General features: G+C 42.3%; 27 protein-coding genes and 2 pseudogenes. 20 read left to right on the top strand and 9 right to left on the bottom strand.

Annotation, left to right across the window (positions count from 1 at the left end):
- Positions 1-4 precede the first annotated feature (4 nt).
- From NFR99_RS02690 to NFR99_RS02705, 4 genes are all read right to left on the bottom strand, one after another.
- On the bottom strand, positions 5-1045 hold the full coding sequence (locus tag NFR99_RS02690; protein WP_251352612.1) for a DUF2971 domain-containing protein: 1041 nt from the start codon (positions 1043-1045) through the stop codon (positions 5-7).
- A complete protein-coding gene (locus tag NFR99_RS02695) occupies positions 1042-1902 on the bottom strand; it encodes an ABC transporter six-transmembrane domain-containing protein (protein WP_251352614.1) in 861 nt (286 codons plus the stop codon). Before NFR99_RS02695 ends, NFR99_RS02690 begins: the two co-directional genes overlap by 4 nt.
- Before the next feature lie 418 nt (positions 1903-2320).
- Positions 2321-3142 carry a macro domain-containing protein gene (locus NFR99_RS02700; protein WP_251352616.1) on the bottom strand — a complete coding sequence of 274 codons (822 nt, stop codon included), beginning with the start codon at positions 3140-3142 and terminating at the stop codon, positions 2321-2323.
- Entirely contained in the window at positions 3135-3743 is a 609-nt protein-coding gene (locus tag NFR99_RS02705; protein ID WP_251352618.1) for a hypothetical protein, read from the bottom strand. Before NFR99_RS02705 ends, NFR99_RS02700 begins: the two co-directional genes overlap by 8 nt.
- A 438-nt stretch (positions 3744-4181) precedes the next feature.
- On the opposite strand from NFR99_RS02705, the gene NFR99_RS02710 reads away from it, so the two are divergent.
- The 6 genes from NFR99_RS02710 (at position 4182) to NFR99_RS02735 (ending at position 11153) form a co-directional block, all read left to right on the top strand.
- Complete coding sequence (locus NFR99_RS02710; RefSeq protein ID WP_251352620.1) at positions 4182-4865, top strand: response regulator transcription factor; 684 nt, start codon at positions 4182-4184, stop codon at positions 4863-4865.
- The gene (locus tag NFR99_RS02715) at positions 4862-5893 is read left to right on the top strand and encodes a sensor histidine kinase (RefSeq protein WP_251352623.1); all 1032 of its coding nucleotides are present in this window, start codon (positions 4862-4864) and stop codon (positions 5891-5893) included. The genes NFR99_RS02710 and NFR99_RS02715 overlap by 4 nt, the downstream gene beginning before the upstream one ends.
- 121 nt (positions 5894-6014) lie before the next feature.
- A complete protein-coding gene (locus NFR99_RS02720) occupies positions 6015-6680 on the top strand; it encodes an ABC transporter ATP-binding protein (protein WP_251352624.1) in 666 nt (221 codons plus the stop codon).
- A 13-nt stretch (positions 6681-6693) separates the two neighbouring features.
- Entirely contained in the window at positions 6694-9210 is a 2517-nt protein-coding gene (locus NFR99_RS02725; RefSeq protein WP_251352626.1) for an ABC transporter permease, read from the top strand.
- A gap of 181 nt (positions 9211-9391) precedes the next feature.
- Positions 9392-10306 (top strand): ATP-binding cassette domain-containing protein, encoded by a 915-nt coding sequence (locus NFR99_RS02730; protein ID WP_251352628.1) that lies wholly within the window; start codon positions 9392-9394, stop codon positions 10304-10306.
- Positions 10299-11153, top strand: coding sequence for an ABC transporter permease (locus NFR99_RS02735; RefSeq protein WP_251352630.1), 855 nt, complete (start codon positions 10299-10301; stop codon positions 11151-11153). The genes NFR99_RS02730 and NFR99_RS02735 overlap by 8 nt, the downstream gene beginning before the upstream one ends.
- A 254-nt stretch (positions 11154-11407) precedes the next feature.
- Here NFR99_RS02735 and NFR99_RS02745 read toward each other — a convergent pair whose 3' ends face one another.
- Positions 11408-11776, bottom strand: a complete 369-nt coding sequence (locus tag NFR99_RS02745; RefSeq protein WP_251352632.1) for a helix-turn-helix domain-containing protein — start codon at positions 11774-11776, stop codon at positions 11408-11410.
- Between the two features lie 489 nt (positions 11777-12265).
- Between NFR99_RS02745 and NFR99_RS02750 the strand changes: the two genes are divergently transcribed.
- The 3 genes from NFR99_RS02750 to NFR99_RS02760 all read left to right on the top strand — a co-directional run bounded on the left by NFR99_RS02750 (position 12266) and on the right by NFR99_RS02760 (position 15179).
- Positions 12266-12691, top strand: a complete 426-nt coding sequence (locus tag NFR99_RS02750) for a sigma factor-like helix-turn-helix DNA-binding protein (RefSeq protein ID WP_251352634.1) — start codon at positions 12266-12268, stop codon at positions 12689-12691.
- A gap of 541 nt (positions 12692-13232) precedes the next feature.
- The gene (locus NFR99_RS02755; RefSeq protein WP_251352637.1) at positions 13233-13424 is read left to right on the top strand and encodes a hypothetical protein; all 192 of its coding nucleotides are present in this window, start codon (positions 13233-13235) and stop codon (positions 13422-13424) included.
- A gap of 87 nt (positions 13425-13511) precedes the next feature.
- Entirely contained in the window at positions 13512-15179 is a 1668-nt protein-coding gene (locus NFR99_RS02760; protein WP_251352639.1) for a recombinase family protein, read from the top strand.
- Here NFR99_RS02760 and NFR99_RS15435 read toward each other — a convergent pair.
- A pseudogene (locus NFR99_RS15435) lies at positions 15119-15310 on the bottom strand (manganese catalase family protein); the annotation flags it as partial. The gene NFR99_RS02760 and the pseudogene NFR99_RS15435 overlap by 61 nt on opposite strands.
- A 3-nt stretch (positions 15311-15313) precedes the next feature.
- Positions 15314-15553, bottom strand: coding sequence for a spore coat protein CotJB (locus NFR99_RS15440; protein WP_243126910.1), 240 nt, complete (start codon positions 15551-15553; stop codon positions 15314-15316).
- Positions 15554-15606: 53 nt separating this feature from the next.
- On the opposite strand from NFR99_RS15440, the gene NFR99_RS15640 reads away from it, so the two are divergent.
- From NFR99_RS15640 to NFR99_RS15650, 11 genes and pseudogenes are all read left to right on the top strand, one after another.
- Positions 15607-16065 carry a hypothetical protein gene (locus tag NFR99_RS15640; protein WP_330642087.1) on the top strand — a complete coding sequence of 153 codons (459 nt, stop codon included), beginning with the start codon at positions 15607-15609 and terminating at the stop codon, positions 16063-16065.
- 224 nt (positions 16066-16289) lie between these two features.
- Positions 16290-17012, top strand: coding sequence for an effector binding domain-containing protein (locus NFR99_RS15645; RefSeq protein WP_330642088.1), 723 nt, complete (start codon positions 16290-16292; stop codon positions 17010-17012).
- Positions 17013-17015: 3 nt separating this feature from the next.
- A complete protein-coding gene (locus NFR99_RS02790; RefSeq protein ID WP_135974622.1) occupies positions 17016-17342 on the top strand; it encodes a TfoX/Sxy family protein in 327 nt (108 codons plus the stop codon).
- A 4-nt stretch (positions 17343-17346) separates the two neighbouring features.
- Positions 17347-17979 carry a GyrI-like domain-containing protein gene (locus NFR99_RS02795; protein WP_135974620.1) on the top strand — a complete coding sequence of 211 codons (633 nt, stop codon included), beginning with the start codon at positions 17347-17349 and terminating at the stop codon, positions 17977-17979.
- A gap of 105 nt (positions 17980-18084) precedes the next feature.
- A complete protein-coding gene (locus NFR99_RS02800) occupies positions 18085-18738 on the top strand; it encodes a TetR/AcrR family transcriptional regulator (RefSeq protein ID WP_120486759.1) in 654 nt (217 codons plus the stop codon).
- A gap of 77 nt (positions 18739-18815) precedes the next feature.
- Positions 18816-20054 carry an MFS transporter gene (locus NFR99_RS02805; RefSeq protein ID WP_120486758.1) on the top strand — a complete coding sequence of 413 codons (1239 nt, stop codon included), beginning with the start codon at positions 18816-18818 and terminating at the stop codon, positions 20052-20054.
- Positions 20055-20133: 79 nt separating this feature from the next.
- Positions 20134-21084 carry a helix-turn-helix transcriptional regulator gene (locus NFR99_RS02810; protein ID WP_135974616.1) on the top strand — a complete coding sequence of 317 codons (951 nt, stop codon included), beginning with the start codon at positions 20134-20136 and terminating at the stop codon, positions 21082-21084.
- Positions 21085-21252: 168 nt separating this feature from the next.
- Entirely contained in the window at positions 21253-21465 is a 213-nt protein-coding gene (locus NFR99_RS02815; RefSeq protein ID WP_251352641.1) for a DUF3990 domain-containing protein, read from the top strand.
- Positions 21452-21751, top strand: coding sequence for a hypothetical protein (locus NFR99_RS15350; RefSeq protein WP_330642091.1), 300 nt, complete (start codon positions 21452-21454; stop codon positions 21749-21751). Before NFR99_RS02815 ends, NFR99_RS15350 begins: the two co-directional genes overlap by 14 nt.
- Positions 21752-22177: 426 nt before the next feature.
- The gene (locus NFR99_RS02825; RefSeq protein WP_251352643.1) at positions 22178-22414 is read left to right on the top strand and encodes a ComEC/Rec2 family competence protein; all 237 of its coding nucleotides are present in this window, start codon (positions 22178-22180) and stop codon (positions 22412-22414) included.
- A gap of 58 nt (positions 22415-22472) precedes the next feature.
- Positions 22473-22616, top strand: a pseudogene (locus NFR99_RS15650) (IS4 family transposase); the annotation flags it as partial.
- On the opposite strand, the gene NFR99_RS15355 reads toward NFR99_RS15650, so the two are convergent.
- Both NFR99_RS15355 and NFR99_RS02830 read right to left on the bottom strand, forming a co-directional pair.
- Complete coding sequence (locus tag NFR99_RS15355) at positions 22604-22852, bottom strand: DUF6194 family protein (protein WP_330642092.1); 249 nt, start codon at positions 22850-22852, stop codon at positions 22604-22606. The pseudogene NFR99_RS15650 and the gene NFR99_RS15355 sit on opposite strands and share 13 nt — an antisense overlap.
- A gap of 21 nt (positions 22853-22873) precedes the next feature.
- A complete protein-coding gene (locus tag NFR99_RS02830; protein ID WP_251352644.1) occupies positions 22874-25063 on the bottom strand; it encodes an ABC transporter permease in 2190 nt (729 codons plus the stop codon).
- Between the last annotated feature and the right edge of the window lies 1 nt (position 25064).

Here is a 25064-nt window from a genome sequence, read left to right on the forward strand (position 1 = left end):
TTTGTTAGATGGGCATATAATCTAATTCATACTTGGAAGAATAATCTTTAACATACATCTGATACCTCGGAATACCTTTTTCATCCGCGATGTGCATTAGCATTTTGCGATAAAAATCAGGAATTTGGCTACCAAAATAAATTGCTATAGGCTTTTTCTTGATTGGATAACGATCTTTTTGTTCCACAGTCAGATTGGGAGTAGAACATATAATTCTCCATTCGTTTTCATAAGACCAGTCATTTGATTTATGTAAAGCAGCTTTCGTAAGCAAAAAACTATCATCGTAAAATTCTTCTGTAGGAAATCCTATTATGCGATTTATTTGTTGCTGTACAATCCATTGACCATATCTTGTTGCATCATAACGTTTATCAGAATATATCATTGGATAAATCGTTCCAAGCTTAATATTAGTACATGAACGATTCGGACAATTAGAACATTGTGTTATCTCATTATTTCTAAAATCATATCCTATGGCGAATCCTTTATGATTATCTGCATAATGTGCCCACATTAAAGGAGATTTGATACTCTCTGATAAACATACCATTTTTGTTCGTTCTCGTATCCCATCTTTTGCAAACGCAAAGCACTGATCCAACCATTGACTAAAGCCAGGCACTGATTGCCAAACGATCTCTGTAAGCTGTTTGGTATCTAATGCAGAGAACATTTCCGTTGCTTGTTTCTGTAAATCAGCATTGGGAAACTGCATTTGTTTTATTGCGTCAATCATGGGCGAAACTGCGCCGGAGGAAAACATTTTTTCTATGGAATCAAGTATAGCATTTTTATCAAAAAAGAGAAGGCTATCGTGGAGATCATTGAAAAAGGCAGCTTTAGAAAGCCAAAGCTCGTCTTTTTCAAATGCGTCTATACTATATTCAGCACATCCTCTGAATTTATAAAGTTGTTCTGGAACATTTTTTCTTATAAACTGTATCACTGGAAGAAATTGACGGTCAACTTCCTCTTTAGGGGTATTGGGGCCTATCTTGATGCTCTCGATTATGTTTTCAAATTCATCCCTGTAACTCATTCTTCATTCCTTTCTAAGCGATTCACGCTATCTATTAAATCATATACTTTAATCCTGACTTCATTTATTTCACAAACACTTTCATTGAGCATTATAATGTATGAAATGATAGAAAATAATTGTCCGCTTGTGTAATTACCCATACGAACTGTAATAATCATTGCAAAAATCAAAAATATGGATTGTAATATGTCAGTACACAAATATGCTTTAGCATCCAGATCAGAGTTTGATATTCTTAAATTCAAGATTACTTTTGAAAATACTCTAAACTGTTGCCTATTTCTACTTGAAATCACTTCTTCCCTTGTTTCATCATGATTTTGATAATTGATGTTGTTATCTGCAATCTTCCTGTGATAGCTCTTTGTAAAAATATAGACCAGAATAGAAACTATAATGGCTAAAGAAAACAACAGCATACCAGAGGCAGTAAATATATATGCAAGCGAAAACACTATTCCACCAAACATATCTATTATCTGGACTAAATCAAATTCAAAGAAGCTAATTATTTCTTCAACTAAATTTAATCTGGAACTTATTTGTGATTCAGTAAGGTTGGTTTGTATTTTTTCCTCATAAAAATTGTTGCTTTCAGCTTCGATAATTCGTTCATATACTCTGGTGTCAAGAATTTTATTAGCTGCGCGAACAGCAATAAACAAAAATTGTAAGACGATCAATATATAAAACCAAAAGTAGTTATGCTCAAAGAAACCATCAATACATGATCCAATCACAAAAGGATTTAATGACCAAAAAACAATCCCAGCTATATCCATAGCTAAAACCGATACAATTCCTAGAGGGTCTTTTTTTAAAATATCCCAAAGTTTTGATACTAGCTCTTTCATCAAACCATTCTTTCGTTTTTTATCATTATAGCACTGCGTATGTATTCTAACAATCAGAATTAAACGTCTATTTGATTTTTATAGACAGGAAGGAGATGGATTCAGCCGTCACCCGGCACAGTGGGAATGTGTATAACCGGCCATCTTATGGAGCTGTGGGAAACGCTGTTTGCAGGCTGTGGGAAAGTTCTCTTTACTTTTCCACGGGCTGTGAATGGCGTTTTCCATGGCGGAATGGCCGGTTATGCACATTTCCACTGTGCAATTATTTGAGTATGGCTAATATTTTCCCATCTATATTTTTCAGTTTAGTATTTTTATGTATATATTAAATGGACAGTTGTCCATAATGGATAACTGTCCGATAAATTGAAACTGGTATATTTATTTTATGTAGACAATAATAGGCTCTCTAATTTTATATAGATTCCCCAATTTTATTTAAAGAAAAATCATCACTTTCTTTGCATATAATAAATAACTGATAAGGAAGTTTGATTTTATGAGTACTTAATTTATACGAAGCAATTATGATGTCTAATAATTTCTGTTGTGAAAGTGATTCATCTCCCATATAAGTAACACCTGACCCTAAAATAGATATACATACGTTTTTTTGCCCGTAATGTGTATCAATCTCTTTCCACAGCAGAGACAGACAATCAAGGAAGTCATCATGGGTCATTTCACCTCTTCCGTTTTCGTTTAATTTTGCAAATGACATCAATAAAAAATCATTGTATGGCACTAACTTACCAGATTCATACCTTGTCTTACTTTGAAATTTTGACTTACTTCTCATCGGTTTCAAATGTACTTTATCAATCAAAAGTTGCATCTCTTGCGTAGAAATAGGATGGCTTTGCAGAAACTGTCCACAAATAGAATCTGCATTTACATCAGATGGAGCAGGGCCTACACTTGTTGTAAAACATTCGTCAAATGAAATTACCTTTTTGTAGTCATGTTTTTGTAATAAATCTCCATATTCAATTTGAATACGGTAATTCTTACCTTTTATAGTAACTTCCTTTCTGGTTTGTAAGTACCATTGGTATAATACTGCTGATATTACAAATACAATAATATACGTCAAGATACGATTGAGTATAATATGCACTTCTTCGGAAACATTTATTGGCAGTTTATATTGGCTGAAACATTTTTCTGGAATAAAAGTGAAGATTATAGTTATTGCACTCAATGCCCATGCACTGCATATCTTTAAATATTTACACATATCCAAGTGCCTTCTTTATGTAATCATAGTTTCCAACCTTCTGGCCAAAATCATTTATTATCCAAAATGGTTGTGCATTCAATTCATAACCATTCATATAGGATGGAAGCCAGCTTGATTCCTTTCGCAACGAATTGTAAACAACAATGATGGGCTTTCCGCTTTTTTTTGCTTGTTCAAACTCATGCCTGATGTAAGAATAACTATTTATACTTCCAACATTCGATTCTCCAGCAGAAACAGTCGAAGACACCCTGCATGGCTTAGAACCGTTGGCATTTTGCTTATATGGGGTACATCTACACTCTGCCTGACTTTTAGTTTGTCGCGAGCAAGCACTACCAGCTTCACGGAACTTAGTTCTATCGCCAATAACAATAATTACAGCAGATGACGCATTTATCTGCTGGTTAAACTCAAGCTTTAAATCGCAAATACGACAATCAGGGTCTTTAGAAACACTACCTGAAACCACCTTAGCCATATCAACAAAATCTACTTTATGAAGATTATCAGTACCCCATTTATTAAGCAAATTAACAACATTACGATCACCGCTATTTTCTGAATAATCTGCACTAATATAAACTCGTTTGCTCATAACTCCTTATCTCCTGCACGATTTTTACTTTAATTTTACTATTATATCATGTTTATTGCAAATGTACAATTATTTTCGTAAAATCGACATAGGAATCGACAAAGGAAATTACCAAAGCTACAGAAATAAAAACACTTTTCTTAAAAGGGATTATCTAATAGAACAGTAACCTATAATAAGCGTTCCAAGGGAACGCGCAGCCAGCTCCGGCACGGAGCTGTTCTGGGTGATTGGGGGCCTCCCCAACAAGCGGTTTTGCGGAGCAAAACGGCAGAGTGTGTACCACTCTGCCTTGCTTGCCAATTTTGTTGCTATCCTTGTTTTGTTCGAGTGGAAGAACTATAATAAAGCCATCTGACAAACGGTGAAAAAAATAGCTTTGCTGTGAGGTTTCTGTGACATTTGAATGTTACTCTAAAAAGAAAAGGATGTGATACGGTGCGAATTTTGGTAGTTGAAGATGACCGCCTTTTGAATCATACGTTGTGCTATAACCTAAATACAATGGGATATACCGTGGATGCCGCCTTATCAAAGCAAGCGGCAACAAATGATATTGAGAAGCAGGATTATGACTTAATCGTGCTGGATGTGAACCTGCCGGATGGAAACGGCTTTGACTTTTGCCGGAAGGCCAAAGAACGATATCCTGATACCGCAATCATCTTCCTGACTGCAAATGATATGGAAAGCGATATGCTCAAAGGCTATGAGCTTGGGGCAGACGATTATGTAACAAAGCCATTTCACATGAGTGTTTTTCAAAAAAAGCTGGCGGCGCTGCTGGGCCGCATAGCAAAGCAATCAGGCGGGGACTGTTATGATGATGGTATCTTATCCATAAACTTTTCGGAAATGACTGCGACCATTTCCGAGGAGGCGATCACCTTTACCCCGCTGGAATACCGGCTGCTAAAGGTGCTGACGAAAAATCCAAAGGTTGTCTTGACGAGGCAGGCACTTCTTGAAAAGCTGTGGGATATTGATGGAAACTTTGTGGATGAACACGCCCTGACAGCCGCAGTCAGCCGGGTACGAAACAAAATCGAGGCAGGCGGTCAGCAGTATATCAAAACAGTTTACGGCATGGGGTATATGTGGATAGGGGGTTTTCAAAAATGAGTGCAAAGAAGCTTTCTATCAACAAAGCCTGTTTGTTCTTAGGGCTGGTACTTTTGCTGGCCGTTTCAGCCACTACAATTATCCTGTACAACTTGGCGCATAGTATATCGGCAGTATTATGCTGCCTGTTCTTCTGTGCATTTGTTTTGTTCTGTGTGGCTTGTTTTGTTGCGCTGGTTCGGCGCAGGCTGACTTTATTTTCCGATCTCTTTTGCAGGACGCTTGACGATATGCTGTCCGGGAATATAGAGCCTCTGCAAATGGCCGAAGAAGAAAGCCTGTTCTATAAAATCAATTACCGGCTGGAGCGGCTCTATGAAGTAATGAATGAGAATCGCCGCAATGTTGCTAAGGAACGGGCCGACCTGCAAGAGCTGATTTCAGATATTTCCCATCAGGTGAAAACGCCGATTGCTAATCTAAAAATGATGAACAGCACGCTCATGGATCAGGAAGTTCCGCCACACAAGCAGAAAGAATTTTTATCAGCTTCCGCCAGTCAGCTTGATAAGCTGGATTTTCTCATGCAGGCTATGATTAAAACTTCCCGGCTGGAAACCGGCGTCATTTCTCTGGATAAGAAAAAGCAGACAATCTATGACACCCTCGCGTCAGCATTGGGCGGCATTTTGCTGAACGCAGAAAAGAAGCAAATTGATGTTTCGGTAAACTGCCCGGAGCATCTGGCAGTTCCTCATGATAGAAAATGGACGAGTGAAGCGTTGTTCAATATTTTGGATAATGCGGTAAAATACACACCGGAGAATGGAAAAATCACTGTGACGGTGGAATGCTGGGAATTATATCTGAAAATCAGCGTTGCCGACACTGGAAAGGGTATCCCGGAAAAACATCAAGGCGCGATCTTCAAACGGTTTTATCGGGAGGACGATGTTCATGATGTAGATGGTATCGGCATTGGGCTGTATCTGGCCCGTGAAATCATTACCATGCAGGGGGGATATATCAAACTGACTTCCAGTCCGGACATCGGTTCCTGCTTTATGGTATTTTTACCCCGTGATTGATGAGACTTTGAAATGTCACAGGATTGTGAGATTTTAATGCGTAAAAAACCTCTTGCGGTGACATTTCTGTGAGGATTGGTCTTTAAGATAGAGCCATCACAAAGAAAGGATGGTGTTCTATATGAGCATATTACAAACAACTGATTTAAAAAAATATTATGGCACAGAGCCGAACATCACAAAAGCGTTGGATGGCGTGACCCTCTCGATTGAGGATGGAGAATTTGTTGCCATCGTTGGTACTTCCGGCAGCGGCAAGTCCACTCTGCTGAATATGATGGGCGGCCTGGACACGCCGACTTCCGGCAGTATCAAAGTGAAAGGAAAAGAATTATCCAAATTCAAGGACGAACAGCTTACGATCTTCCGCAGGCGCAGCATTGGTTTTATCTTCCAGAATTACAATCTTGTTCCCGTCCTGAATGTCTACGAAAATATTGTCCTGCCGGTGGCGCTGGACGGCGACACCGTGGACAAGCGATTTATGAAAGAAGTTGTAAAACTGCTGGCTCTTGATGAAAAGCTTAACAGTATGCCCAACAATCTTTCCGGCGGCCAGCAGCAGCGTGTTGCGATTGCCCGCGCTCTTGTTTCCAAACCTGCCATTGTTCTTGCGGACGAACCCACCGGCAATCTTGACAGCCGAACAAGCAGTGATGTGTTGGGCCTTTTGAAAGTTACCAGCCAAAAATTCCATCAGACCATTGTAATGATAACCCATAACAATGAAATCGCACAGCTTGCCGACCGCATTATCCGCATTGAGGACGGCAGAATTTCCGAGTAAAGGGGGCGAAAATATGACTGATATTTTATTTGGAAACAACAATGGGCCTGTCCTGAAACTTCTGGCAAAGCGTTCACTAAAAGCGCAGAAAAATACGATTGCTGTCTTAGCAATCATGCTTGCAACGCTTTTGTTTACCAGTCTGTCCACGATTGCGATTAGTTTGCAGACTGCCATGCAGGAAAGCAACATGAGGACAATCGGTACTTCCGCTCATGTAGGTATTAAGCGGGTATCGTGGGATGAATACGAACTTCTGTCAGCCGACACAAGAGTGAAAGACATCGGCTATTCTGTCATTATCGGTAATGCTGTGGGGGATCGTTTTCATAAAACACCTACGGAACTGCGCTATGGTGATGCTGCCTATGCAGATATGACATTCAATGTTCCCGATACCGGGCGGCTGCCGGAGCAGAAAAATGAGATCGCCACAAGCCGTATTGTCCTGGCAGCAATGGGGCTGACGGACGAAATCGGCACACAAATGGAACTTACCTTTGTGACCGATACAGACACGTTTACCGATACCTTTACCTTGTGCGGTATTTGGGATGGTGACGCTGTGGCCTACCGTCAAACAATGTTGCTGTCCAAAGAATACACGGAGCAGGTAGCTCCTGTTATTCGAGGGGAAACAGACGGAGCCACACCCCCAGTAGGAACGGGCTATATTGATACTGTTATGATGATGCCTACGGAATGGGATATTGAGAAACAGGCACTGGAAGTGACTTCGCAATATGGTCTGGATGAACGGGTGAGTATCAATGACGCCTATGGGACAGCGACAGTCAGCCCGTCTACTATACTGCCCCTTGCGGCCGGTATCCTGGTTATTTTTATTGCAGGCTATCTCCTGATTTACAATGTATTTTACATTTCAATCGCACAGGACATTCGGTTTTATGGGATGCTGAAAACACTGGGAACAACCGCAAGGCAGATCAGGAAAATCGTTTATAAAAAAGCAATGAAGCTGTCCCTCGTGGGGATTCCCCTGGGCTTGCTGCTGGGATGGCCCATCGGTCGTTTGCTGCTTCCCTTTATCGTGAATATGCTGACGGACGATATGCGAGTGGTTACTACTGTAAACCCGGTCATCTTTTTGATTGCAATCCTCTTTTCGCTGATTACTGTCTTCATTAGCTGCAAAAAGCCGGCTGCTCTGGCGGCCAAAGTTTCCCCAATGGAGGCACTTCACTATGTAGAGCAGGCTCCAGCGAAAAAGAAACAGCGGCGTAGCAGACAGATCAGCACGACTATGATGGCAAAAAACAATCTCGGACGAAATAAGAAAAAGGTAATCATCGTCACTTTGTCGTTTGCGTTGAGTATCGTTCTTTTGAACAGCGTTTACACTTATGTGACCTCGTTTGACTTTGACAAATTTGTTGCCGATTTCAGTTTGACAGATTTTACTGTCGCTGATACTACGGTTATCAACAGTTATGCCCCGTTTAATACAGCGAATGTAAATCGGGATTTCATCAGTCAGGCTGAAAGTCTGAATGGCCTTGAAGATATAGGAAGTGTCTACCTGTGGACTTCCAAACAGTCTCTTTCCGAAAACGACCTTGCCCGTTTACAGGAACTTGCTGTTTCTTCCGATGCCGTTGCAAAAGAACTGGGCAATTATATGGTGCGGCAGGAACACGGTGTCAATGTGTACGGCCTGGACAATTTTCCATCAGAATATATACAGGTTTTGGACGGTGAACTGAACACGGAAAAATGGAAATCAGGAGCAGGTGTATATGTTACACCTATGCAGATGATGGGTGACGGTTCCCTCTATCTATATCAGCCGGGAGATCAGATCAATGTTCCACAATTTGACGGAACAAGCAAGGCTTATGAAGTGCTTGCTGTGGTGAATATCCCAAAGGCCCTGGAAACTCCTTTAAAAGTGGATATGGGATTGGATTACATTTTCCCAACAAGTGAATTGCTGGGGAATATGGTAGCTGCCGATCAACCAGCCATGAAAACGATATTCAATGTGGATGATGAAAACCTGCTTGCCGCTGAAAACTGGCTGAAAAACTATACCGCAAACACCGACACTGCACTGGACTATCTTTCTAAAGTTGTCCTGCGGCAGTCTTTTGACGGCATGATAAATATGTACCGTCTTGTGGGCGGTGTACTTTGTGCAATACTGGCACTTATCGGCATACTGAACTTCATTAACTCCATGACGACTTCCATCCTGTCCCGGCATAAAGAAATTGCCATGCTGCAATCAGTAGGCATGACAGGCCGGCAGGTCAAACAAATGTTGATCTGTGAGGGAATCGGCTATTCTGCTTTGGGGCTTTTGTGTTCTCTTATCCTCTCCATTGCCGGGAGCCTGACTGTGGTTCGGATGATGGGGGCAGAATTAAGCTATTTCACATGGCATTTTACCCTGCTCCCCGTTATCCTTTGCATTATCCCGCTGATTCTCATTACGGCTTTTGTGCCGATTGTTTGCTACAACAAAATGGCACAGAAAACAGTGGTGGAACGGTTACGCGTCGCTGAATAAGATATACAGACACAAACGGTCATCCGAAAGGGTGGCCGTTTTCAAATGTCACAGAATTGTGAGGTTTCTGCCAGTAAAAAGTGTCCTGTGGTGACATTTCTGTGAGGTTTCTTTTTTATGATGATCTTGTTAGAAGAAAGCACTCCGTAAACAGCGGATGCTATAAAAAGGAGGTAATATTTTGGACTATGTTCTCAAAGCAGAGGCTTTGACAAAGATGTATGGCCACCATAAGGCATTAGACAATTTTTCCATGCATATCCCCAAAGGTGCGATCTATGGGCTGGTAGGAAAAAACGGTGCTGGCAAAACGACCCTGCTTCGGCTGATCTGCGGCCTGCAGGAAGCAACTTCCGGGGACTACACTCTATACGGTGTCAGCAGCCGGAAACATGAAATCCTCAATGCCAGAAAAGAAATGGGTGCGGTCATTGAAACACCAGCGATCTATCTTGACATGTCGGCAACTGACAACCTAAAGGGGCAGTACCGCATTTTGGGAATACGCTCTTTTGACACTATCCCGGAGCTTTTGAAGATGGTCGGCTTGGAAAATACCGGCAGGAAAAAAGCAAGGAATTTTAGCCTTGGAATGAGGCAGCGGTTGGGAATTGCGATTGCACTTGTGGGTAATCCTCGGTTTTTGGTGCTGGATGAACCAATCAACGGGCTTGACCCACAGGGCATTATTGAAATGCGACAGCTTCTTCTGAACCTTAATCAGCAATATGGTATAACAATTTTGGTATCCAGCCATATCCTTGATGAATTATCCCGGCTTGCTACCCACTACGGTTTCATCGATAATGGGAAAATGATAAAAGAAATCAGTGCAAGCGATTTAGAAAATTCGTTTCGCAAATCTGTCCGCATTGAAGTGACGGACGGAAAAGCTCTGGCTGCCGTTCTGGAACAGACAGGCCAGCCCTACAAAATTCTTGCTCCCAATGTGATAGAGGTCTATAACAGAGTGAATATCTCTCATCTGACCGCTGATCTTGAAAAGTACCAATGCGATGTACTTTCCATACAGGATCGGGAAGAAAACCTGGAAAACTACTATGTTAATTTAATCGGAGGTATTAGCCATGAATAGACTGTTTGCATCGACATTTTTTCGTATGCTGAAAAAAATCGTGTTTTGGATTCTGTTGATCTGTATGTTTTCCTACGGTGTATATAGCGCATCAAATGTCGCTTCGGAAGCCAGTGCGGGCTTTGCGATTGATGGCTGCGTGTTTGAGTTTGCTCCGTTCATGGGCCTTGTAGCAGCAGTTTTTATAAGCCTGTTTGTCGGTTCCGAATACAGCGATGGAACGATTCGGAATAAGTTGGTGGTTGGACATTCCCGGATGCGGATTTACTTGGCAAATCTTATTGTGTGTTCGATAGCCTGTGTATTGATTTCTCTGGCTTATGCTGCCGGTATTATCATGGTGGGCAGCTCCAAAAGCGGTGAACTGCTGACAGAAACGAGTATAGTTTCCATGTGCCTGATATGCAGTGTTTTGGTTTCCATAGCCTTTGCAAGCATTATGACAATGTTGGCTATGCTGAACACTAACAAGGCGGGAAATGTGGTTGTGAGCATGATATTGGCCTTGGTATTACTTGTGTCCAGCTCTTATATCTATCAAAGACTTGGTGAGCCGGAAATGTACGACAACTATGTAAGTGTCAATGAGGTAGGTATCCCCACACAAGTTGAACAGAGTCCGAATCCCCTATATATTGACGGAACGCCGAGGGTTGTTCTTGAAGTCGTCAATGATCTGCTTCCCTCTGGACAGGCCATGCAGCTTGCAGATGCTTTTGATTCAGAGGGAATAACGAACAAAGACATCGAAAATGTCCCTTATCGGTGGTTGGGCTATTCGTTGCTGGTAATCCTCCTAACATCCGGGACGGGGATTGTCCTGTTTGGGAAAAAAGAAATTCGATAATGGTAATGCAATAATTTAATATTGCCTGCTGAACAGAGATAGCGTGAAGAAAAGTATATCTTTCCGGGTGGAGTTATGCCAAGCCTGCGTGAAATGATTATTTGTACCTGTCATCCTGTGCGGCAACTTTCCATAATGGATTTATAGACTTACATCAAATTTTATTTGCGAATGGAATCAATAATGATCTCCCAGCAGTCAGATGGTACTAAGAAAAGCAAACCGGCAGAGGCAAGTTTTTCTTGTCTGCCGGTTTATTTAGAATCCTGTGTTTCAGAGGTTTTGTATCGTCTGCTGATAAACTGTTCAGCCAGACAGTCCAGCGTCTTTAAGAGGATTTTCCGTTCATCCTCTGTACAGGCCAGAAATTTGCCCATGAAATGCTGCACTTCCTTTTCCGCTGCCGGAACATCCGAATAGAACAGTTCATTAGGCGCAACACCTAACCGGCCAATATAGGATGCCAGCACATCGAAAGAAGGATTTTTCCGGCCCTTCTCTATATCCTGGAGATGCCGAAGCCCCCTTCCGGTCTGTTCCGCAAGCTCCTGTTGGGTCAAGCCACATTCTTCCCTCGCTTCCTTAATGCGGTTGCCCATGTGTAAAAATATATCTTCCTGCATGATCGCTCACCTCTACTACATTCTATCGTGCGGGATAAGACGTTACTACTACCCATTTGCGCGTGATAATATGCGCTTATCATGCGCTGTATGAAAATTGAATATGCAGAACAGCCCTGATAAAAGGCCACCAAAAAAAACGGCTTTTTATGGCAGGGCCTATTCGCGTTACCGCCTGTGATAGCTGTTGAAGGAGTTATTCGTGGGCGGTTATTTATTTCATGGTTACTATGGGTTTAAGGTTGGTGATTACTTAAAAAAATCACCGGTTTGCCTGTAGGCTACTGCACAAAAGAAAACGCGCTATTAAACATATATAAAACGCACAATAAGGCGGAACTGCTGGATAGACACGCCAGATGGTCATTACGACTGTCTGGCGTTTTTCTTTGTCGAATTTTGCGGGATTTCCCCGATTGCCCCAGGTGCCGTGGCCCGCCGCCTCCATTTTGGTTCCCTGTTCACCTTTCAACCAAAATGGAGGAAAATATGACTAAGATCAACCTGCGGGAGCATTATCCCAATTTTTATAAAAATGACTGTATTATCGAGGTTCCTGATGAAGTGGCAGCTATCATGCTGGAATATGACCGCAAGGAGGCCGCATACCGCCGCCGTACATACTATCACAATGCACACTATTCGCTGGATCGCGGAGACGGCATTGAGTACGATGCCTTATTTGTGGCTATGACCCCTTGTGAGATTTATGAGCGCAAGGTGACAATGGAGCAGCTCCACGCTGCCATTGCCTCCCTGCCGGACAAGCAGGCCAAGCGGATCAATGCCTATTACTTTATGGGGCTTAACATGGCTGCCATTGCCAAAAGTGAAGGTGTCAGCATCCGGGCTGTCAGCGATTCTATCCAGCACGGCCTTCGGAACATGGAGAAATATTTGAAAAAAGTCCTGTAACAGACTTCAAAAAATGCCCTTTTTTCTCACGGTTATTAGAAGGACACGCTTTTCCCGTGACCTCATGGCCTTTGAAAATTGAATATACGGTATTACAGGCACGAAACCCGCGTGAACAGCGGCATAAGGCCCGGCGCGATGATGGCAACTTGCAGGAGGTGATGAAACCAGGCTGCCGGAGCGATAAACGGAGCTTTAGACCCGGACTGGCAATCCGGGCGCGATGACAGCGCGGGGGTTAAAGATACTTTCTCACGACCTCCCACAGACTTGAGGGGGAACCCTGCGGCATACGAGTAAAACGGTGCTGCGGAGTTATGACAGCCCTGCCAGGGGCGGCCTGTAATATCCCTATCGCCAGGGATGCGTGGCAAAAGTGGCGAACAGATAAGAGGAAAACAAATTTAAAACGGTCACACCGAGTATTTACCGCCATATGTTATGCGGCTCCAATCAAACCGGTGTGGCCGTTTTCCATAAGTACAAAAATATAATATCGTACAACCCTATTTGCATACATTCCTTTAGGGAGGTGTTGCCTATGAAAGACAAGAAATATGTTCTTGAAACTACAGAACAGCCGGGTATTGACAAACTGGATTGTAAAGATTTTAAGATCAATTTTCAACGGGCAATCTTACTTTCTCTTTTGGAAAATCATAAATTGACACAAGCCCAATATGAGGCTTGTATGGATAAAGTAGTGCAGAAATATTCAGCCCGTGTCTCTTGAAATCCGTATCATTGCCAGGTCTAAGCATTACAAATAAAATAAGATCAACACCCGATAAACATGATATTTTTGGAAGGAGTTGATTTTATGTTGAGAGTAGCTGCCTACTGCCGTGTATCTACAGATAAGGACGATCAGGCAAACTCATTTGAAAGCCAGCAGAGATATTTCCGTGAATATATTGAACGAAACCCTGAATGGGAACTGGTACAGATTTTCGCGGATGAAGGCATATCTGGAACCAATACAAAAAAACGAAAAGAATTTAATCGTATGATTCGGTTCGCCAAAGCTGGAGAAGTGGATTTGATTATCACAAAAGAGGTGAGCCGGTTCGCCCGTAATACGGTAGACACTCTGCAATACACCCGCGATTTAAAAAAGATTGGTGTCTATGTCCTTTTTATGAATGACAATATCAATACAAAAGACCCCGATGCAGAATTGCGTTTGACAATCATGGCTTCTATCGCGCAGGAGGAAAGCCGTAAGACTTCCGAACGTGTGAAATGGGGACAGAAGCGCCGGATGGAGCAGGGAGTTGTATTTGGCCGTGATATGCTGGGATATGATGTTCGCGGAGGAAAGCTCTATATCAACGAGGACGGTGCCAGGACGGTACGGTTGATCTACCACAAATTCTTAGAGGAAGGAAAAGGTACATATACAATCGCCCGTGAGCTGCGGGAGGCTGGTATCGAGACTTCTACTCATATGAAAGAATGGTCGAATACAGTGATCCTTCGCGTTTTGAGAAATGAGAAGTATTGTGGTGATCTGATCCAGAAAAAGACGTATACTCCTGATTACCTGAGCCATGAAAAGAAGTATAATCGTGGGCAGGAGGAATATGTTGTTCTGCGAGACCACCATGAACCCATCATCAGCAGAGAAATCTTTGAGAAAGCACAGAAAGAGCTGGAACGCCGTTCTCCCTCTAAAGAGCAAAAGGCAAAGCATAGTAATCGGTATTGTCTCTCCGGTAAGATTCAGTGTGGATGCTGCGGTTCCCGGTTCGTTTCAAGAACGAAAAAGAGGAAAGACGGAAGCCAGTATAAAGCATGGCGCTGTTTTGAAGCGGCCCAGCATGGACTTCCAAAAACGGATCAGGCGGGCAATCAAATCGGCTGTGCAGTCAACCAACAAATTCGTGACGAGGATTTTATGCTGATGCTTCAAATGGTTATCAAGCATTTACAGCACAACAAGAAACATCTTATTTCTGATCTGGTTGAAATCGTCAAGTTGGTTCTGTCTGCTTCTGAAGGTGAGGAAATGGATATTGGCAAACTGGAACAAAAACTTGAAACGACTGCGGAGAAAAAAGAGAGGCTCCTTGATTTGTACTTGGGACAGGATATTTCCAAAGATGACTATCGCCGGATGTCCGAGCGTTATGACACAGATATGGAGAACCTGAAACAGCGAATCAAAGAAGCTAAAAAACAGAAAGAGATTACTGCCAACCAGGAGGAAATGATGGCAGACATCGCCGCTACGATCCGTGCCCTGGCCCTGGGAGAAAAACAGGATGATACATTTTACCGGAACATTGTGGAAAAGATTGTTGTCCACAGCAGGGAGCATATCGAGATTTACCTGAATCTGCTCCCATACAAGTGGTCTTATATGTTAGCAGAACTGCCGGGAAACCCCAGTAAAAAAAACGGCGGTAGCGAGGAGCATTTTGCTACCTCACTACCAATATCATTCAACAGTCCCATTGCCTTCCGATTCGGCATTGTAAATCTCTGAGAGAGATAACGAAGGGAGGCGTTAATTTCACCGTCTGGACCACCATACTGACTCATAATAAATTGTGCCAGTTTTGCATTGGGTGTTGTGATGTTTACCGGATATTGAAGTCTTTTTTCATAATTCCACATAGTTTAGCAATTCCCTCCTTCCCAAGGCCAGGGCTGTGATATCCATTCCCAGGAATTGCTTTGGGCATCATCAGCCGTATCAATTGTCAGCGGACCATAATGTTTTGCATATTCGCGAAGTGCTTTGTTGCGTTTTTTGACATTTTCTTTGTAGAATTCCATTGCTTTGTTGTCGCAGGGATGGGAGTCTAGATAGAGGGTGACATCGTTGACTGCGAAACTTACTTCATTGATATGCTGCAAAAGCTGTGAACGGGAAGGGCGTGGATGGTTTTCTTCACAGCAGGAAGGCCGCCTTGGAGGTTCTGACTCGCATTTGCAAGGGGCGGGTTTCGGAGGCTCCGATTCGCGTCTGCAGGGTGCAGGTCTTGAAGGTTCTGGTTCGCGTCTGCAAGGCATCGGTTGCGGTTGCTGTGCGCCGCAGCCTGAATTGTTCTGCGGTGGGCGGCACATTGGGCGGTTCTGAGAGTTTGCCATTTGGTTCTGGCAGTTTGAATGATACATACAGCGGTTCATTAGCAGCCCCTCCTTCCACAGAATGGTTTACACAGTTCGGGAAATATGGTTCCGACCTGCAGCGCTTTGCTCAGTTCAAAGGTTTTATGAAAGTTTTTCTGCCTTGGAACATATCCCATTGCGAGCGGTGCATTTTCACAATAGTTTTCCATACAGGAATCCGGGCAGTTGTCATTCCTACATTCTTGCATAAGAAATCCTTTCTATTAAATAGAGTAGTTTTCCATATCATTTTATGAAAAAAAGAATATTTGGTGCAGAAAGGTTATGATATAAGTGTAGGTTTGCCGAACATTTGTCACGCGTATTCTGGATTATGGTATCCTATATCGTCTTGGTTTGGGGAATAGAGACGAGCATATCTGGGAGGAATATGGGAAAAATATTTGGAATCATGACATACAGATGTCATGGTTGTTTTGGTAGAATAGAATCATCAAAAAAAGAAAGGATGGTTTTATTTATGGAATACGAAATTGTAACACTGGAAGAAAAAATTGCTGTAGGCGTGTCGGCAAGGACGAATAATGCTTCTCCCGATATGGGAGCTGTGATTGGCGGGCTGTGGAACTGCTTTTATAATGAAGGCGTTTACGCTTCCGTACCCGACAAGGCAAATGCAAAGGCGTTGGGGATTTATACAGAGTATGAGGGAGACGAAAAAGCGGATTACACGGCGATGGCTGCCTGTGAAACATCAGCGGAGCCAAAGGGGGAAAACTATGCGGTTTGCCGGATTCCCGCCGGAAAGTATGCGAAATTCGTTATTCACGGAGATATGGTGCAGGCAGTTGGAACGGCGTGGCAGGAAATCTGGAAAATGAACCTGCCCAGGGCCTTTCAATGTGATTTTGAGGAATACCAGGATGATTGTATGGAAAATGCGGAAATCCATATTTATGTGGGGCTGAAAGAGGAGAAAAGCGCAGTTGAATCGAGATGCGGGCTCCTGTGCAGTGCATGCGGGTATCGTGAACAAATGAATTGTGCAGGCTGTGTACATATTGAAAAGCCATTTTGGGGCGACAGCTGCCCGGTGAAAGCTTGTTGTGAAGCAAAACAGCATGAGCATTGCGGGCAATGTAAGGAATTTCCCTGTGATCTGCTGAATGGTTTTGCTTATGATGAAAAACAGGGAGATAACGGGGAACGGATTGAACAATGTAAACGCTGGAGGAATAAGTAATTTATGGCGTCAAAGATTGAATTTGTAGAATTTATGGCAGATCAGCTAAGGGAAGCCGGAACCATTACATATAAGAAAATGTTTGGTGAATATGGGCTTTATTGCAATGGCAAAATTTTTGCGGTAATCTGTGACGATCAGTTTTATATCAAGATTACAGAGACAGGCCAGAAGCTTTGCCCTCATCTGCCGGAAGCGCCGCCGTACAAAGGGGCGAAAAATTATTTTCTCGTTGAAGATGTAGAGAACAGGGAGATGCTGACGAAGCTAGTGGCGGCAACATATGCGGAGCTTCCGGAGCCCAGGCCGAAAAAGCGAAAGAAGGAGTAAAGACATGGCGTTTGATTATAAAAAAGAATATAAAGAATTCTATCTGCCGAAAAGTAAGCCCGTGCTGGTAACGGTTCCGCCTATGAATTTTATTGCTGTCCGTGGAAAAGGAAATCCGAACGAGGAAGGCGGCGCATATAAACAGTCTATCAGTCTGCTTTACGGAATTGCTTTTACCATAAAAATGAGCAAAAAGGGAGACCATCGAATCGAAGGGTATTTTGATTTTGTCGTGCCGCCCTTAGAGGGGCTTTGGTGGCAGGAGAACGCGAAAGGAATTGATTATTCGCGCAAAGAGGATTTTCAGTGGATTTCTATGATTCGCCTGCCAGAGTTTGTGACAGAGGAGGAACTTCATTGGGCAGCGACGGAAGCAGCTGTAAAGAAGAAAGTCGATTTCTCGAAAGTGGAATTTCTGTCTTATGATGAGGGCTTGTGTGTGCAGTGTATGCATATGGGTCCGTATGACGATGAACCATCAACAATAGAAGCTATGGATGCGTTTACAAAAGAACAGGGATATCTTTCGGATATAGGAAATTCCCGCTATCATCATGAGATTTATCTGAGCGATGCGCGCAAATGCAGACCGGAGAATCTGAAAACAGTAATCCGGCATCCAGTGAAAGCCGGATAGACAGGTTATTGCGGAGGGAGCAAACCATTGTCTGCCGTATTGACAAACATACCATCGGTATGATAATATCAATGCATACGAATCGTATATTTGGGAGGGAAAATAGTGGCGAGAAATAAGCATCCGGAAGAAACTGTCAATTTAATATTAGATGTTGCCTTTCGCCTGTTTATGGAGAAAGGATATGAGAATACTTCCATTCAGGATATCATTCATGGCTTAGGCGGGCTTAGCAAAGGCGCGATTTATCATCACTTTAAGTCAAAAGAAGATATTTTAGTTGCTGTTACGAGTAGAATGACGGAAGAGTCAAACCGAATGCTTGCAGCTATCCGTGACTGCTCCGGACTTAGCGGAAAAGAAAAGTTGAAAACTATTTTTAAAGCATCCATTGACAGACCAGTGCAGGATGACATATTTACAGTAGCTCCTAATTTTGGCAATAATCCGAAGCTTCTTGTCAGTCTTTTGCAGGATACGATAGAAGAAGTAGCGCCAAATTATATTTTGCCGATTATCAAACAGGGTATTTCAGACGGTTCTATTAAGACCGATTACCCGGAACAATTGGCGGAATTGATTATCCTTGCGGCAAATGTTTGGATGAATCCTATGATATTTGGTGACTCTGAGGAAGAGTCTTATCGTAAGTTTATGGTGTTTAGCCAGATGCTGCAAGGATTTGGATTAGATATTGTGGATCATGAAATGCTGGAAAGGCTGCGGGAGCTGACAGCTATATATCAGAAGAACAGGTAAAATTCTGCCCTGCAAAATGGGCAGAAAATTTTTAAAGAAATACATACCAACATGCGGTATTAAAAAAGGAGTAAAGAATGAATAAAAAATTATTTTCAAAAAATTTTATGATGGTTGTTATTGGACAGATTATCTCATTGTTTGGGAACGCGGCATTAAGGTTTGCGCTGCCGCTGTATTTATTAAATCTGACAGGTTCATCGGCGCTTTACGGAACCGTTACGGCGTGCGCTTTTCTTCCGGCCATCCTGCTGTCGCCGGTAGGCGGTATTGTGGCGGACAGGGTAAATAAGAGAAATGTTATGGTAGTATTGGATTTCTTTACAGCCGCAGTTATCCTGTTATTTTTGCTGTTTATGAATAGCGCAAACCTTATTATCCTTTTGACGGTTACGTTGATGCTCCTATATGGGATTGCAGGGGCATATCAGCCGTCTGTGCAGGCGAGCATACCTGCGCTGGTAAACCAGGAACATTTCATGGCGGCAAATTCTGTTATCAACACGATAAGTTCTTTTGCCTCCTTCATGGGACCGGTTCTTGGAGGGGTTTTGTATAGTGCATACGGGTTGAAAACGGTATTATGGGTATGCACGGTATGTTTTGTGGTATCTGCAGTTATGGAGATTTTTATTAAAATACCATTTCATAAACGGGATTCAGACGGAAGCATATGGAGAGTGGTGAAAGCTGATTTTAAAGAAAGTATCCGGTTTATTTGGAAAGATAAGCCTGTGATTGGAAAATCGCTTCTGGTAATCTGCAGAATCAATCTATTTTTGTCTGCAATGATTCTTGTAGCGCTGCCATACCTTATAACAGAGGTGTTAAATTTAGGGGCGGCAGAAGCAAACAGGCTTTATGGTTTTGCGAATGGTGCGTTGGCGGCAGGCGGATTGGCAGGGGGCATTTGCGCAGGCATTTTTGCAAACAAATTATCGATTCAGAAATCCGGCAATTTGATCATAGCCAGCGCTGTTTGCGTATTTCCTATGGGCGCTGCGCTGATCTTATGCTCATCCGGAATGATAAACTATTTTGTGATTACGATATGCTGTTTTCTTATTATGGCATTTTCAACAATTTTTACCGTACAGATGATGTCTTTTATTCAGGCGGAAACTCCGCAAAGTTTCATTGGGAAGGTGATTGCCGTCATCCTTACCATTGCCATGTGTGCGCAGCCGTTAGGCAATGCACTCTATGGCATCCTGTTTGAAATCTGCAAAGGATTTGAATATGTGGTTGTCCTGTTTTCAGGTGTAGCGTCACTACTGACTGCTGTCAGCGCCAGAAATATTTACAAAGATTTTTAAAATGGACTTTGAAACATGACATGTATCTGTCGCCGTTTTATGGTATACTAATTCTATAAATGGTGAGGAGGGATTTCTTATGAAGCTTGACCGAATGATTGGAATCCTGTCGATTCTGCTGCAGAAGGAGAAGGTGACTGCTCCTTATCTTGCAAAGAAGTTTGAGGTTTCCCGCCGTACGATTAACCGGGATATTGAAGCGCTTTGCATGGCAGGAATTCCGCTGGTGACAGAACCGGGAAAAAACGGCGGTGTTTCGATTATGGAAGGGTATAAAATAGACCGTACCTTACTCAGTACATCGGATATGCAGGCTATTTTAGCGGGGCTCCGCAGCCTGGACAGTGTGAGCGGAACCAACCGCTATGCACAGTTGATGGAGAAGCTGTCGGCAGGAGCTTCTAACTTGCTTGCAGGGGACATGCACATTTTCATCGATCTTTCTTCCTGGTACAGAGATTCGTTATCTCCCAAAATTGAATTGCTGCATGACGCAATCCTTTCAGGACATAAAGTTTCCTTTGCTTATTTTGCGCCAAGGGGGGAGTCGCGGCGGATTGTCGAACCGTATCATTTGATTTTCCAGTGGTCGAGCTGGTATCTGTGGGGATGGTGCGGATGCAGAGAAGATTTCCGGCTCTTTAAGCTAGTGCGGATGACAGAGCTGCAAGTAGGCGAAGCCTTTGAAAAGCGGGCAGTTCCGCTTCCGGATCTTTCATCTGAACGGGTGTTTCCGCATCTGTATCAGGTGAAAGCGAAAATCCAGCCGGAATATAAATGGAGGCTCATCGAAGAATATGGTCCAGAAAGCTTTGCTGTTCAGCCGGATGGAACGCTGCTTTTTTCTTTTGGGTTTACGGATAAGGACACCGTTGTGAGATGGATTGCCTCTTTTGGGGATGGCGCGGAGCTTTTGGAGCCGGAAGAACTCCGAAAAGATGTAGCAGCATTCGCGGAAGGAATCAAGGGGAAATATGCGGGTAACAGTTCAGCCCAGGACTTTGCACTTGCTGCAAAGTACGTGAAATAGCATTGCGGTTGAGGGGCATCAAGCTACCACGAAGTGGTTTTGCATGGCTTGATGCCAGTAACAGGAAGCCGAAGGCTGAACTGTTACATATGCGGAAGTAAAAAAATAGCCGGTTACTTGACAATATGTCAAAATGGACATATTCTGAAAAGCAGGGGGATGAAGTTTATGAATAAAAATAGGATTTACCAGGGGAATAATGTGATAGTAGAAAAACCTCGAATTATGATTCATGGACACTATAAAGATTCTGGATATGGTTTTTACTGTACAAAATTGGAAAAGCAGGCAAAACGGTGGGCATTAACGAAGCGGTGGGAATCTATTGTAAACAGCTATCTTTATATACAGGATGATAAATTTGAAGATGCGCAGTTTTGAGCACATGACGGAAGATTGGCTGCAGTTTGTTATTGATTGCAGAAGAGGCATAGAGCATCAATATGATATTGTGGAAGGCCGAAGGCCGATGACCAAATATGGGAATTTGCTTTTTATATGCCATATGATTGAGCGGATTGCAAGGAAATTACATCAGAAAAATCAATATGTGGTGAATACCATTGGGAAAGATGCGATGTATCATTTGATTAGTGTTGCGAACGTGCTTCATGCGGAAAATCCGTTGGATGTTGAAGATAAATGGGTAAAGTCTATCAAAGATTGATCCGGGATACGGCATTGCAGGGTGAGGATTATGTAGAAGGGATTTTCAGGTTTTACAATCACGAAATATGCAATGTCATAGATAACTATAATTGTAGTGCATATTTCGAGCCGTCTTATGTAATTGCACGGGCGTATCAGATGGGGGGATTTTAGTGAAGTAACGCCATGAATATATTTTTATGAAAAGGTGTCTGAGAATTTTGAACTCAGGCATTTTTTAGTGTTTCATATGAGAATACAAGGTGGAGTTAGAAATTCGCAAAAAGAGTTTTGTTGTCAGAAAACGCATTTAATAAATAGTACTTAATAGGATTGATTTTACATATAAGTATAATTTTTCTTGATAGATTTAGATAAACGAAGTATACTAAATAAAAGAAATAAATAAAGATAATGGGATGATTTCGGAGAGCGGGAGAGTAAAATGGTGAAAATTTATTTGCTTCCGGCAGATGAAGGGAACTTTATCTGGCTTAGGTATGGAAAAGGTGAAAAATATGCCAATATTATTGTAGATGGCGGTACAAAAAGCAGTGGGAAAGAATATGCAGAAGTTATTGAAAATATTGCGGAGCGTGGCGAAAAAGTGGAAGCGCTTGTTTTGACCCATATTGATTATGATCTCAAACTTCGCACTTTAATAAGTGCCTATGCACCTTGAAAATTCAATAAAAACTGGCAATAAAATAGCATGAAACCGTCTGGTTTGGTATAATTGACAGGCATTTCGAATGCTGCTTCAAATGTTCCGAACCATACTTAACAACAATACAGAGCTGTCCAACGATAAAATCGACGAACTGGTTAATACATTTATGAATACATTACCTGCTTTGCTGAAAGCGCAGCTTCAAGCAGCATAACAGCAGACTTTTGACAACTGAATAACTGCCAGGTATTGAATTTTCAAGGTGCATAGGCAAAATCTATGTGCGAAGTTTGAGTTATTAATATGAATGACTATCTGGTTACCAATCAGTTGGCAGATATTATACTCATAGGATTCTTGTATATATGGTTTTAATTCCTCAAAGGTCTGTTCAGAGGGGTTCAATGCACATATCCATGCCATCCATGCGTAGACGGGATGGGGGACTATCTACCGTTTACTCTTTATCTGCTAAATCAACGCATCATTCCGCAATGTTTCATTCAAGTCACACTGCAAAAGACGCCTTCCGCCAATATAATAAGCAAGCGCAACAAACAATACAATCGCAGCCGCAAATATCAAAATAGGCAGAATCGGGGCTTCTGACCAGAATACCATCGGCTCTAAATAGCTTGCTGTTACGGCAAATTGCACAAACAATACGGTAAGCGGTAATGTAATCAAAAGTGGTTTCCCTGCTATCACAAACGCTTCAATACAGAACATTTTCCTCATTTCCTGCGGTGTCAAGCCAATGGACATATATTGGGCAAATTCCCGTTTCCTTTGACGGAGAAACCCTAACGTATTTGAAAAGACATTCGCAATTCCAATCACAGCAAGCAATACACAAAAAGCTCCCAAAATCATTACCATGCCTTGGATTAAACTGTCATTAGACAATCTTTCCTGTACTCGGTTTTCACTTTCAATTTCATACTGCTCCGATACAAGCCGCACGACTTCCTGTTCCAGAGCGTTTAAGTCCGTAAGATTTACAGTTCCGTTTGAAAGAATACGGATATAACTGTCGGATTCAGCTTCACATACCTCTCCCAAAGTTTTATTCCACATGGTAAGCGGGATAAAATGTACAAGGGCATAATTATCATATTCTTCCCTCAACGTGGGGGATTTCTGTGTATAAGATAAAACAGGGATTTTTACGGTTTTGTCATTTTTATAAAGTATTGTATTCTGGTTATCATCCCTTACAAATGGAACATATTCTTTATAGCGGAAATTGCTGTTTCTGCTATCCCAAATCTGATTTAATACGATTGCGCCATCAAGACTTGGCGTAATCCCAATCTGTGAACAGAAGTTTAAAAAGCTTGTGTCATCCAAAACAACAATCGGAGCAGATACTTGAAACTGCCCATTTTCATTCGGTGTTCCCGCAACTGATTCAAGCCCGCCAAGTGATGACAGTTCATCGCTCTGTAATCCCTCTGGCAGAAACGTCAAAGCTTTGGCCTTTTGATATACCGTGGCATCTTGTATCCCCGTAATATCCCGCAATTCATCTGTTAAGCCAAAATCTGTTAATTCCGTGTCCTTTAAAGTTATCATGATATCCCACACATCCTGATATCGTTCAAAATAAGTATATCTGGTACTGATATCTGCAAGGGTAGTAAAGCAGAGCATGATAGAAAAACCCAGAAAAGACAGCAATAATGACAATGTGGATATCCGTAAATGTTTCTTCTGAGCTTTTAATGCGTTTCCTGCAAGTTCCCCTTTCATGCCAAAAATGCAAGATAAAAACCGAGAATGTTTCTTTTTCTTTAACAATAAACCGCTTGTATTTCTGATTGCTTCCAGAGGCGTCATCCTGCTCAGTTTTCTTGCAGGAATCCACGCAGAAAAAATTACGGTTAAGAACGAAATGAGAACCGTAAGCGCAAATATGGACGGATGATACTGAAAAACAGCTTCGTGGCGTCCAGATACATCCGAAGCAAAAAAATTGACTGCTTTTATAATCCCATAGCTTATTAAAATCCCAGACATACTTCCAATTAGCATTGGCAGTATGCTTAAAACCATCGCTTCCTGCAACAGACAGGTTCTAATTTGCCTTGGTGTAGCCCCAATACTCGAAAATATACCAAATTGATGGATTCTGGCATTCATGGATAATTCAAAAGAGCCTCGGATAATTAAGATTAACGACACTGCCATAATAATCAGTATCACCACATACAGTGTCAAAAGCATTGGCGGCGCCTCATCCTCTGGGTCGTGTATAAAATAGCGGGACAGGAGCAATGAGTTATATTGGATGGAATCTTCATTTAGCCCAAGCTGTGCTGAAATTAACGGCATATCACGATAAATCGTTCTGGCATTCTTAAAATAAACATCCGCCACTATTTTTCCTTTTTGGGATAATTCCTCGTTGACGACTGCTTTTTCTACATTCGCAAATTGACATACCATAGATAAATCATCGGAACCTAATGCTTCACAAACAATGCGCCCCTGCCAGTCGCCCTCCTCCAATATGATTTGTTCCACATCATATGCCCAAAAATTGTAAGCTATGCTGCATAACAGCGACAAAAACATGGTGGCAACAAGAGCAGCCGCCATAATTGATATACTGGATGCACGGTTATTTTTAATATAGCTTTTCGAGTAGTCTTTCCACATG

This window comes from Hominisplanchenecus murintestinalis (genome assembly GCF_943193015.1).
GTDB classification, from domain to species: Bacteria; Bacillota; Clostridia; order Lachnospirales; family Lachnospiraceae; genus Hominisplanchenecus_A; species Hominisplanchenecus_A murintestinalis.